This window comes from Cellulophaga sp. F20128 (assembly GCF_023015805.1).
Classification (GTDB): Bacteria; Bacteroidota; Bacteroidia; order Flavobacteriales; family Flavobacteriaceae; genus Cellulophaga.
Genome location: NZ_JALKBA010000015.1, coordinates 37,945 through 50,089 on the forward strand (window position 1 = coordinate 37,945; position 12,145 = coordinate 50,089).

10 protein-coding genes are annotated in these 12,145 nt (G+C 36.1%); 6 read left to right on the plus strand and 4 right to left on the minus strand.

Translation table 11 applies throughout. The features are described from left to right. Positions 1-29: 29 nt before the first annotated feature. Together glmM and MWU65_RS13395 are read left to right on the plus strand one after the other, a co-directional pair. Positions 30-1,418, plus strand: a complete 1,389-nt coding sequence (glmM, locus tag MWU65_RS13390) for a phosphoglucosamine mutase (protein WP_247078662.1) — start codon at positions 30-32, stop codon at positions 1,416-1,418. A 12-nt stretch (positions 1,419-1,430) separates the two neighbouring features. After that, entirely contained in the window at positions 1,431-2,207 is a 777-nt protein-coding gene (locus tag MWU65_RS13395) for an endonuclease/exonuclease/phosphatase family protein (protein WP_247078663.1), read from the plus strand. A gap of 4 nt (positions 2,208-2,211) precedes the next feature. Here the strand turns inward: MWU65_RS13395 and MWU65_RS13400 are convergent, their stop codons facing one another. Then, positions 2,212-3,102, minus strand: coding sequence for a lysophospholipid acyltransferase family protein (locus MWU65_RS13400; protein ID WP_247078665.1), 891 nt, complete (start codon positions 3,100-3,102; stop codon positions 2,212-2,214). A 59-nt stretch (positions 3,103-3,161) separates the two neighbouring features. Between MWU65_RS13400 and MWU65_RS13405 the strand changes: the two genes are divergently transcribed. After that, entirely contained in the window at positions 3,162-3,809 is a 648-nt protein-coding gene (locus MWU65_RS13405; protein WP_247078750.1) for a rhomboid family intramembrane serine protease, read from the plus strand. 62 nt (positions 3,810-3,871) lie between these two features. Here the strand turns inward: MWU65_RS13405 and MWU65_RS13410 are convergent, their stop codons facing one another. After that, entirely contained in the window at positions 3,872-4,978 is a 1,107-nt protein-coding gene (locus tag MWU65_RS13410; protein ID WP_247078666.1) for a TlpA disulfide reductase family protein, read from the minus strand. Between the two features lie 107 nt (positions 4,979-5,085). Further along, on the minus strand, positions 5,086-5,613 hold the full coding sequence (locus MWU65_RS13415; protein ID WP_247078667.1) for a hypothetical protein: 528 nt from the start codon (positions 5,611-5,613) through the stop codon (positions 5,086-5,088). 89 nt (positions 5,614-5,702) lie between these two features. On the opposite strand from MWU65_RS13415, the gene MWU65_RS13420 reads away from it, so the two are divergent. Further along, on the plus strand, positions 5,703-8,606 hold the full coding sequence (locus tag MWU65_RS13420) for an FAD-binding and (Fe-S)-binding domain-containing protein (RefSeq protein ID WP_247078668.1): 2,904 nt from the start codon (positions 5,703-5,705) through the stop codon (positions 8,604-8,606). Here MWU65_RS13420 and MWU65_RS13425 read toward each other — a convergent pair. Next, positions 8,598-9,485, minus strand: coding sequence for a UDP-2,3-diacylglucosamine diphosphatase (locus tag MWU65_RS13425; protein ID WP_247078669.1), 888 nt, complete (start codon positions 9,483-9,485; stop codon positions 8,598-8,600). The two genes, MWU65_RS13420 and MWU65_RS13425, sit on opposite strands and share 9 nt — an antisense overlap. Positions 9,486-9,651: 166 nt before the next feature. On the opposite strand from MWU65_RS13425, the gene aroC reads away from it, so the two are divergent. Both aroC and MWU65_RS13435 read left to right on the plus strand, forming a co-directional pair. Continuing rightward, complete coding sequence (aroC, locus tag MWU65_RS13430) at positions 9,652-10,713, plus strand: chorismate synthase (protein ID WP_247078670.1); 1,062 nt, start codon at positions 9,652-9,654, stop codon at positions 10,711-10,713. Positions 10,714-10,803: 90 nt separating this feature from the next. After that, positions 10,804-12,132, plus strand: coding sequence for a dicarboxylate/amino acid:cation symporter (locus tag MWU65_RS13435; RefSeq protein ID WP_247078671.1), 1,329 nt, complete (start codon positions 10,804-10,806; stop codon positions 12,130-12,132). Positions 12,133-12,145: the final 13 nt, after the last annotated feature.

A 12,145-nucleotide genomic window follows, 5' to 3' on the forward strand; every position in this document is an offset into this window, starting at 1 on the left:
GTATATTTGTTAAAATTTTAAGTAAAAAAATGACATTAATAAAATCAATTTCAGGAATACGAGGAACAATAGGAGGTAAGCCTTCAGAGAATTTAACCCCTTTAGATGCTGTAAAATTTGCAGCTGCCTATGGAACATGGCTTAAAGAATATTCAAAAAAGGAAAAACTTAAGGTCGTGGTTGGTAGAGATGCCCGCTTGTCTGGGGAAATGATTCAGAACTTGGTGGTTTCTACCTTAGTAGGTCTTGGTATTGATGTGATAGATTTAGACTTATCTACAACACCAACGGTAGAAATTGCAGTCCCATTAGAAGCAGCAGATGGGGGAATAATTCTCACCGCTAGCCATAATCCTAAACAGTGGAATGCACTTAAGCTCTTAAATGAAAAAGGAGAATTCTTAGATGCAGCCCAAGGGGCAAAAATATTAGAAATTGCAGATAAAGAAGAGTTTGTTTTTTCTGAAGTAGATGATTTGGGGACTATTTCTAGAAACGATTCCTATATAGACATACATATTGATGAAGTCTTAGATTTAGCCTTGGTTGATAAAGAAGTAATAAAGGCCGCTAAATTTAAAGTAGTTGTAGATGGCGTAAACTCAACAGGAGGTATTGCCATACCTAGACTCCTTGAAGAATTAGGAGTAGAGGTTGTTAAATTATATTGTGAGCCTACTGGGCATTTTCCGCATAATCCAGAGCCCTTAAAGGAACATTTAACTGACATCAGCGCGTTGGTTGTTAAAGAAAAGGCCGACTTTGGAATTGTTGTAGATCCAGATGTAGATCGTTTGGCATTTATTAGTAATGACGGTGAAATGTTTGGTGAAGAATATACCTTGGTGGCCTGTGCAGATTATGTATTAGGAAAAACCAAAGGGAATACAGTTTCTAATTTATCGTCCTCAAGGGCGCTAAGAGATATTACTGAAAAGCACGGTGGCACCTATGAAGCTTCGGCTGTTGGTGAAGTAAATGTGGTAACAAAAATGAAAGCCAATAACGCTATTATTGGTGGTGAAGGCAATGGCGGTATTATTTACCCTGAAAGTCATTACGGGAGAGACTCTTTAGTGGGTTCTGCCTTGTTTTTAATGTTGATGGCAGAAAAAGGAGGTACTGTTGCAGAATTAAGAGCAAGTTACCCGAGTTATTTTATGAGTAAAAAGAAAATTGAATTAACGCCTGGATTAGATGTGGATGGTATTCTAAAGGGAATGGCCCTAAAATACCAAAATGAAGAAGTTTCTACCATAGACGGTGTTAAGATCGATTTTCCTGAGAATTGGGTGCATTTGCGTAAATCCAATACAGAACCTATTATAAGAATCTATACAGAAGCTAAAAGTCAGAATGAGGCCGATGCTTTGGCAGATCGTATTATTGAAGAAATAAAAGAAATTGCAGGATTATAAAAACAAAATATTATGAGAAAAATACTATTGATGCTTATTGCCCTATTTGTATATAGTGGAACAAATGCACAAGCTGACACATTACGGGTAATGAGCTTCAATATATTGCATGGGGCTACTACCAAAAACGATTTTAATTTGGATACCATAGCAGGGGTTATAAACAAATACAAGCCAGATTTAGTTGCCTTACAAGAAGTGGATTTTAAGACAAATAGAGCAAAAAAGTACGATTTGCCAACCGAGTTAGGTATACGAACTAAAATGGCTTCCTTATTTGCGCGGGCCATGTATTATGATGGCGGTGAATACGGAGAAGGTGTTTTGTCTTCCTTAAGTTTTATTGGTAGTGAAAATATTGCATTGCCCCATTTAGAGAAATCAGAGCCTAGAGCGGCTTTGGTAACGAGAGTGCGTACTAAAAATGGAAATATCATCCAGTTTGTGGGTACACATTTAGATCATTTAAAGGATGAGACCGATCGTATTATGCAAGCAAAGGCAATTCGGGATACTTTGGGCAATACGAAATATCCAACTTTAATTGTAGGCGATTTAAATGCAGAACCAACGAGTGAAACGATAAAAATAATAAGTGAAAAATTTACAAAACCTGCGCATAAAAATGCTTGGGGAGGAACCTATCCAGCTACGGGTCCTACGATAACCATTGACCATATTCTATACAATATGCCAGCCAAATGGAAGGTTTTGGATTATGAAGTGGTTTGTGAAAATTATGCCAGTGACCATTGTATTGTGGTTGCTACACTTGTTTTTACTCCTTAAGACTTTAGCCTTTGTTGTGCTTCGGTTTTTTACCTGCGTGTTTCCAACGTCTATGCGTCCATAAATAATATTCTGGTTGCGTTCTAATTTGATCTTCTGTAAGCTTTAAGAATTGATCAGTTATAGCATTCTTTTCTGTGTTTTTTCCGGACTGTGTTATCGGAATAAACTCAGCCTTGTAATACCCGCGTTTTGCTTTGGTAACCTTTAAAAATACCACCGCTAAATCTAACTTTTTGGCCAATACTTCGGCCCCATTAAAAACGGGAACGTTAAGCCCCATAAAATTACTCCAATATTGGGCTCTAGAATAAGGAGGCGATTGGTCACTGACCATACCGTAAGCAGACCGTATATGATTTCTCTCGTTATTAAGTACTGTTTTTACCGTGTCTTTCTGAAGTATTGGTGTGGTATTCCATCTAGAACGTACTTTTTTTATCCATTGGTCAAAATACTTATTTCCTATTTTTTGATAAACTGCGTACCCTTTAGAATTGACATAATTATTGATACTAACATTCCATTCCCAGTTGGCATAGTGCGAGCAGACAATTAAAACACTTTTTTCTTTTTCAATTTCTTTTAGGAGTTCAATATTTACAACATTATACCTTTTTTTTACATCCTCCTTAGACATGTTCATGGTCTTGACCATTTCCATAAACATATCACACATATGTTTGTAAAATTTAATTCGGATTTCTTTATGTTCAGAATCTGTTTTATCGGGAAAAGTTAATTTTAGGTTGCTTAAGACTATTTTTTTTCGATATCCAAATACATGATAAACAAGGAAGAAGACAATATCAGAAACACCGTAAAAGATACGGTGTGGAAGAATAGAAACTATCCAAAGAAGGGGAAATATTAAAATAAAGATAAGTAACTGCATTCAAAATAAAATTAGGACAAATATAGTTATATTTGATGCCAAATAGAGTAGTTACAATGATGAATTTACACCCGGTTACCATAGTATTGATAGTGGCAAATGTTTTAGTGTCGTTAAAAGGTTTTAATGATAGATTGTTTTTTGATCGCTATAAATTTGGAGTTGGAGCCATTAATGCGGGACAAAAAGACCGAATGTTGACCTCAGGTTTTTTACATGTAGATATGTCCCATCTTTTTTTCAACATGTTTACCTTGTATTTTTTTGCAGATGTCTGTATTGATTGGTTTGGCCCAATAAAATTTATAATTATCTATGTAATTAGCCTAATAGCGGGGAGTTTATTAGCATTGTTTTTTCACAAAGATGAACCCTACTACACAGCGGTGGGTGCAAGTGGCGCCGTAACTGGTGTTTTGTATGCTGCTATTTTATTAGAGCCTAATATGCGTTTAGGGATCATGTTTATTCCTATACCACTACCAGCATACGTACTAGGTATTGGGTATTTATTATATTCTATTTACGGAATGAAAAAACGGATAGGTAATATAGGGCATACTGCACATTTTGGAGGTGCTATTGGCGGATATTTAACCACCTTGCTTTTTATGCCGTCTTTATTAGTGACCGATACATTAATGGTTATATTGTTAGCTATACCTATCATAATCCTGTTCGTTTTAGCTAAAATGGGTAAACTTTAAAACAAAAAAAGCTCAAAGTACAGTAACGCACTTTGAGCTTCTTTCAAGATTGAAAAATTCTACTACTGTAGTAATTCAGCCATTTTATCTTCCAATGCTTTTCCTCTTAGATTCTTCGCAATGATAACTCCGTTTTCATCGAGAATAAATGTAGATGGTATTGCATTTACACTGTATAATTGAGCAATTTCTTGTACATTTTTTTCATTGTACACCTGGTACCAAGTCAAGCCATCTTCAGCAATTGCTTTTTTCCATTCTTCAGCATTTTTATCCAAAGAAACTCCAATAATATTCAATCCTTTTTCATGGTATTTGTTGTAAACATTTACAACATTAGGATTTTCTTGTCTACAAGGAACACACCATGCAGCCCAAAAATCGATAATAGTTACCTTACCCAAAGCATCTTTCAAGGCTAAGTCTTCTCCTGATGGCGTAGGTGCCGAAAATTCTGGAGCTTTTGCACCTATTGCAGTACTCTTAGAAGCTTCCAAGGCTTCAATTAGAGATTTGGCTGCCTTAGTGTTTTTAACCTCTTCTGTTAGGTTGTTTAGCATTTCTTTTGCTTCCTCATCACTTATGATTTTACTAGCATACATTCTATTAATGATCATACCAGAAATTACAGCATTTGGGTTTTCTTTTGCAAAAGCAATTTCAAAGGTTTTTCCTTCTTCTTGTATTTCTTGCATTTCTTCTTGCAATGCTTTTATAGTCGCGGTATCCTGCGTTGCAACAGCCTTTTGATAATCACTTTGAATAGACATGCCTTTTTCTCCAATTGCTTTAGACTCCTCTTTGAAAGAAGTAAACACATCGTTTTGCGTAGTTCCTATAATGGAAACATTACGTAAACTATCTTTATGTGCAGATAACTCTATGGTTCCGTTTTCAATAAAAAGCATCATATTATCTCTGCTGTTTTCTAGAAGTATAACATGTGGTTCCAAGGACTTTGGTTCTCCTTTAAAGGTAAAATTACCAGCGGTAATTGTAGCAGTATCTACTTCTATTATGGTATTGTTTTCACCGGCCGTTTTAAGAAAAACTTTTGTGCCATCTGCCACATCTCCTCTTAACGTTCCATTTAAAACAAACCCATCATTTTTTTCTCCACAAGCGATCACCATTAGAGTGATTGTAAGCGTTATTACTAGTTTTTTCATACTATTTCTTATTTTTTAGAAGTGCAAATGTAGTTAATATCAGTACATAAAAAAAAGCCCTTAACATTTTACTAATGCAAGGGCTCTTAAATTCAAAAATTTTGCGGTTAAAACTTGTATCTCACACCCAAGGCGATATCAAAATCAAAATTATCGCTAAAATGCTTATAGCCCGATAATCCTATTTCTGGTCGTAAGTCTAGAGAAACTAATAATGGCACTCCCAACTCATAATCAAAGTTATATTCAATGCCCACATCTGCTGCTGCAAAAATAAACAAGCCACCATCTGGAGTTTGTACATCATTAGGATTAGCAGGGTTTGTTAGCGGTTCAAAACTAACGCTACCTAAACCACCACCAACACCATAGTACCAATTAAATCCATTGTCTATTTCCAATACCCATTGATGAATTCCAGAAAGTTTAAATGAATTGTAATTTCTACTATCTCTCCAGCCCAAGTTGGCTTCTATACGTGTATAGTTTGTTAAACTTTTTTGATACGACAGTTCAGCTCCAAAGCCTTTACTATCTCCCAAACGCAAACCCGCCGTGTGTTCTGCAAGGTCTTGAGCACTTAAGGTTGCTGTTATCAAAAAAACAAAAAATGGAATTACTTTTAAGATTTTCATAATACTTTTAAATTTGAAGCAAAAATATGGTGTTTCCATGATTTTTGCGTTAATAAAAACTTAATTTAGATTTCAAAAATTATACCACGTTGGATACTGAGCTATTGAATAGATTAAAAAAAGAATTAGAAGGAGATGTATTAAGCGATAAACTAGCAAGAACACTCTATGCAACAGATGCTTCTGTTTACCGTAAAATACCAATTGCAGTTGCTTTTCCGAAATCCATCGAGGATATAAAAAAATTAATAAATTTTGCCAACCAACATAAAATTGGATTAATTCCAAGAACAGCAGGTACTTCTTTAGCTGGGCAATGTGTTGGAGACGGAATTGTGGTAGATGTTTCCAAACATTTTACGGCCATCCTTGCTGTAGATGAAGAAAAAAAGCAAGTTAGGCTTCAACCGGGGGTTATTAGAGATGAATTAAACCAGTATTTAGAACCCTATGGCCTATTCTTTGGGCCAAACACCTCCACATCAAATAGATGTATGATTGGCGGTATGGTTGGTAATAATTCGTCTGGAACAACCTCCATACAATACGGGGTTACTCGAGATAAAACGGTTTCCTTAAAAACAATTTTATCAGACGGTTCTGAGGCTCATTTTGGTGAATTAAGTGAAGAGGAATTTCATGAAAAAAGAACAGAAGACACCTTAGAAGGAAAGCTGTACAATGCCATCTATGATGAATTGTCTATTAAGGAGGTTCAGACAGAAATAAAAAATCAATTTCCAAAACCTTCCATCCATAGAAGAAATACAGGCTATGCCGTAGATGAATTGTTGAACAATTCTGTTTTTGGAGAATCCGGTTCGTTTAATATGTGCCAGTTATTAAGTGGAAGTGAAGGGACGTTGGCATTTACAACGGAAATCACCCTGCAGTTGGATGAATTACCTCCAAAATTTGCAGCTATGGTAGTTACACATTATACTAGCTTAGAAGATTGTTTGGCAGATGTAGCACCCGTGATGAATCACCAATTACAGCTGTGTGAAATGATGGACAAGGTAATTTTAGATTGTACAAAAAACAACAGAGCACAGTTAGCCAATCGATTTTTTGTGGAAGGCGATCCAGCAGCCTTATTAATGTTAGAAATTAAGGCACATTCTAAGTCGGATTTAGAAGCCGATGTTGCTAAACTTTTAAAAACAATAAGCAGCTCTGGTTTAAGCTATGCAAGCCCTATTTTGTATGAAGACGATATTAAAAAGGCTATTGAATTACGCAAGGCAGGTTTGGGGCTTTTGGGGAATATGATTGGTGATAAAAAAGCTGTTGCTTGCATTGAAGATACAGCCGTGGCCTTAGAAGACCTAAAAGATTTTATTGGCGAATTCACTTCAATAATGAAAGGATACAACCAAAGTGCAGTGTATTACGCTCATGCGGGGGCGGGCGAATTGCATTTACGCCCGATATTAAATTTAAAAAAGAAGACAGATGTAACCCTTTTTAGAGCCATAACCACAGATGTGGCTAAGCTCACCAAAAAGTACAGGGGTTCTTTTAGTGGTGAACATGGAGATGGAATAGTGCGAGCCGAATTTATACCTCTCATGATCGGTACTACAAACTACCAATTGTTACGGCGTATTAAGTCTTATTTTGATCCAAATGGAATTTTTAACCCTGGAAAAATAGTGGACTCTTACCCTATGGATGAATCTTTTAGATATGAGATAGATCGGGAAGAGCCTTCTATAAAAACACTTTTAGACTTTTCGGATAGTGAAGGTATTTTAAAGGCAGCAGAAAAATGTAATGGGAGTGGAGATTGCAGGAAAACACACAAAATGGCTGGAGCCATGTGTCCTAGTTACCATGTAACCAAGAATGAAAAAGATACTACAAGAGGTAGGGCAAATGCGCTTAGAGAACTTTTAACCACTACGGACAAGGCCAATAAGTTTGACCAAAAGGAACTCAAAGATGTTTTTGATCTTTGCCTAAGTTGTAAGGCATGTTCTAGCGAATGTCCTAGTAATGTAGATGTGGCTACTCTAAAGGCCGAGTTTACCTACCAATACCAAGAACAAAATGGATACTCCTTGCGGAGTAAACTTTTTGCCTACAATACAAAACTGAATGCCATGGGAAGTAAAATGGCCAGTGTCACTAATTTTATGTTTAATTCTTCCCTAGTAGGGCCACTTATTAAAAAAATTAGTGGGGTGGCACCCAAGCGGACTTTACCCAATGTGTTTCGTTTTAATTTTGATAAATACCTAGAGCAGAAGGTTTCTGGAAAATCGACAAAAACAAAGGTAGTGTTGTATATTGATGAGTTTACCGAGTACATGGATATTGACCTTGGTAAGGATGCCATAGAAGTACTTACAAAATTAGGGTATGAAATCGAATTATTTTACGGGGAAAGCGGACGCACATTTATTTCCAAAGGGTTTTTAAAACAAGCAAAAATAATTGCCAATAGGAATGTAGAAAGCTTACGGAAATACACTGAAAAAGGGGTGTCTATTCTTGGATTAGAGCCTTCAGCTATTTTAACGTTTCGAGATGAGTATAAAAGACTGGTAGGAGACAAGGAAGCTGTAGACCTATTGGCAAAACACTCCTTTATCATCGAGGAATTTTTAGCAAATGAAATTGCGATGGGAAACATTACAAAGGATCAATTTACGAAAGAAGCTAAAACAGTCAAGATTCACAACCACTGTCATCAAAAATCCCTCAGTAACCAAAAGGTAACTTTTGATATGCTAAACCTTCCTGAAAACTATTCAGTTTCTATAATTAGTTCTGGTTGCTGTGGTATGGCTGGGTCTTTTGGATATGAAAAAGAGCATTATGAAACCAGTATGGCGGTTGGAAGGTTAAAATTATTTCCGGCTGTAGCAAAGGCAAATGAAGATGTAATTATCGCTGCAAATGGAACGAGTTGTAGGCATCAAATTTACGATGGCACCAAGCGAAAAGCACAACACCCAATAAGTATCTTTAAAGATGCGCTAAGCTAAGGGAGGTTTTTCTTTTTGTTCTTGTGCTGTTGTGGGGTATATTTCTTCGGTAACATCATCGTTGTTGGTAATGGAGGCAATTAAATCTTGAATATTCATATGCTTTATATCTTCATCTGCGTAAAACGCAGATAGCTTGTCATGATTGTAATGATATAATTTCCAACGCTTAAAAGAATATTCTAAGGCGGTTAAATTTTCTACCCAATCTCCAGAATTTAAATAGGTACAATGTCCGTATTTGTTTTCTCTTATTTCTTTTTTAGGTTGATGAATATGTCCGCAAGCCACATAATCATAACCATTTTCAATAGCTAAATTTACCGCTGTTTCTTCAAAATCATTAATGTACTTAACAGCACCTTTTACGCTATTTTTTATTCGTTTAGAAAGGGAGTATTTTTCTCTTCCTAATTTTGCAAGCCCCCAATTTAAGGCTCTGTTTATCAGTATTAAGGCATCATACCCTTTTCCTCCCATTTTGGCAAGCCATTTGGCGTTGGTAATGGAGGCGTCAAACACATCACCATGAAAAAACCAAGCTTTTTTGCCGTCTAAATTTAAGAGCAATTTATCTTTAATTTGGAGGTTTCCCATAATTGTTCCGCTAAATTTACGCAACATTTCATCGTGGTTACCCGTGATATAATGAACAGCAACTCCTTTAGATGCCATTCCTAGTATTTTCTTTAATACCTTCATATGTGACTTAGGAAAATAGCGTTTGCTAAATTGCCAGATGTCTAAAATATCACCATTTAGAATTAAAATTTCAGGGTCTATACTGTTAAGGTAAATCAAAACTTCATCGGCATGACATCCATAGGTACCCAAATGGAGGTCTGAAATTACAGCGACTTCAATTTTTCTTTTTTTCATATTGCAGTTTATACAAACTACGCTTTTGTATATGAATTGAATATAAACAACAGATCAATATTTTGTGATGATTGTGTTAAGTCTACATTATGGCGAGACTAAATTTTTGATTCTCTTTGGTATGATTTACCTTTGGTGGCTTAAAAGCATCAATTAATTTATATACATGGCAGGAAACACATTTGGGAATCTTTTTAAGTTGGTAACTTTTGGAGAATCACATGGCGTAGCAATAGGGGGAGTTTTAGATGGTTGTCCGTCTGGAATTGAATTGGATTTTGAGGCTATACAAACAGATTTAAATCGAAGAAAACCTGGTCAATCTAAGATCGTTACTCAGCGTAAGGAACCAGATGAAGTAGAATTCTACTCCGGTTTATTTGAAGGGAAAACAACAGGAACACCTATTGGTTTTGCCATTCACAATACCAATCAAAAATCACATGATTATTCACATATTAAAGATTCATACCGTCCTTCACATGCCGATTATGTATACGATAAAAAGTATGGCTTTCGAGATTATAGGGGAGGCGGACGTAGTTCTGCACGTGAAACCGCAAGTAGGGTAGTCGCTGGTGCTATAGCCAAACAGTTTTTAAAAGGGATAAAAATAAATGCGTATGTTTCGCAGGTTGGTGATTTAAAACTGACAAAAAGCTACAAAGAATTAAATTTAGAAGAAACTGAATTAAATCCTGTCCGTTGTCCTGATCAAGAGATGGCGGCTCAGATGGAAGACTATATCAAAGAAATTAAAAAAGAAGGCGATACTATTGGTGGAGTAATTAGCTGTGTTTTACAAAACGTTCCAATTGGCTTGGGTGAACCAGCTTTTGATAAATTACATGCCGAATTGGGTAAAGCAATGTTGAGTATTAATGCCGTAAAAGGATTTGAATACGGAAGTGGTTTTAATGGAGTTACTATGAAAGGTAGTGCGCATAACGATCAATTTAATAGCGACGGTAGCACCAAAACAAATCACAGTGGTGGTATTCAAGGAGGTATTAGCAATGGAATGGATATTTATTTTAACATAGCCTTTAAACCGGTTGCTACTATAATACAGCCTTATGAAACTATAGATAAGGAAGGTAATATGGTAAAAACACAAGGCAAAGGGCGCCATGATCCTTGCGTTGTACCTAGGGCTGTGCCAATTGTAGAAGCTATGGCTGCATTGGTTTTAGCAGATTATACCTTACTGAATAATTCAATGCGATAATTTTTTAATAGCGCTTATATAATTATTGCTTCCATTTTATTTGGAGTTTAGCTTGGCAAAATAGTATATTACTCACCAAAATATACAAGAATGAAGAAGTTAGAGCTGCATTGGCAGATTATGATAGGGATGGTTTTAGGACTACTCTTTGGTTTTGGAATGGCACAAGTTGTTTGGGGAAAACAATTTATTCTAGATTGGATAGGGCCATTTGGAAGCATATTTGTCAACCTTTTAAAGTTAATTGCTGTCCCATTAATATTAGCATCTTTGATAAAAGGGATATCGGACTTAAAGGATATCTCTAAATTTAGAAATATAGGATTACGAACTATAGGGATCTATATATTTACAACTGTCATTGCTATTACCATTGGCTTAGTTTTGGTGAATGTCATTAAACCTGGCGAAGGTATTTCTGAAGAAACCATTGCAAAACTTTCAGAAACCTACGCTAACGATAGTAATGTTCAAGGAAAAATAGCAGAGGCAACCAATCAAAAAGAAGGAGGCCCATTGCGGTTTTTAGTAGATATGGTTCCAGACAATGCCATTGCTGCATTGGGAAATAATAAGTTAATGCTTCAGGTTATTTTCTTTACTATTTTTATGGGAATTTCTATGTTGCTCGTTGGAGAAAAACGTTCTAAGCCTTTAAAAAAGTTTTTTGACTCTTTAAATGATGTCGTCCTCAAGATGGTAGATTTAATTATGCTAGCGGCACCAGTTGCTGTTTTTGCCTTGTTAAGTCAGGTTGTGGTCACAGCCGATGACCCTGAAATATTACAAAAATTATTATCCTATGCCGGGGTTGTTGTTTTAGGGTTAGTACTTATGATTGTATTTTACTGTACTGTGGTTTCTATTTATACAAAAAAGAACCCTATTTGGTTCTTAAAGCAAATGAGTCCCGCACAATTACTCGCTTTTTCTACAAGTTCTAGTGCTGCGACCTTGCCAGTTACAATGGAACGGGTAGAAGAGCATATTGGGGTCGATAAAGAAGTATCTAGTTTTGTTTTGCCTGTGGGAGCTACCATAAATATGGATGGTACCAGTTTATACCAGGCCGTTGCTGCCGTGTTTATCATGCAAGTACTTTGGCCTGAAGGATTAACATTTAGCAATCAATTATACATTGTATTAACAGCTTTATTAGCATCCATTGGATCAGCAGCTGTTCCTGGTGCAGGGATGGTTATGCTTGTTATTGTTTTGGAAGCTATCGGTTTTCCACCAGACTTATACCCAGTTGCCTTAGCATTGATTTTTGCGGTAGATAGGCCTCTAGATATGTGTAGAACGGTTGTAAACGTAACAGGAGATGCTACCGTTGCAATGGTTGTGGCCAAATCAGTAGACAAATTACATGATCCTAAACCTAAAAATTGGGATGATAACTATGATAAAGTAAAATAAAAATTACTAGAAG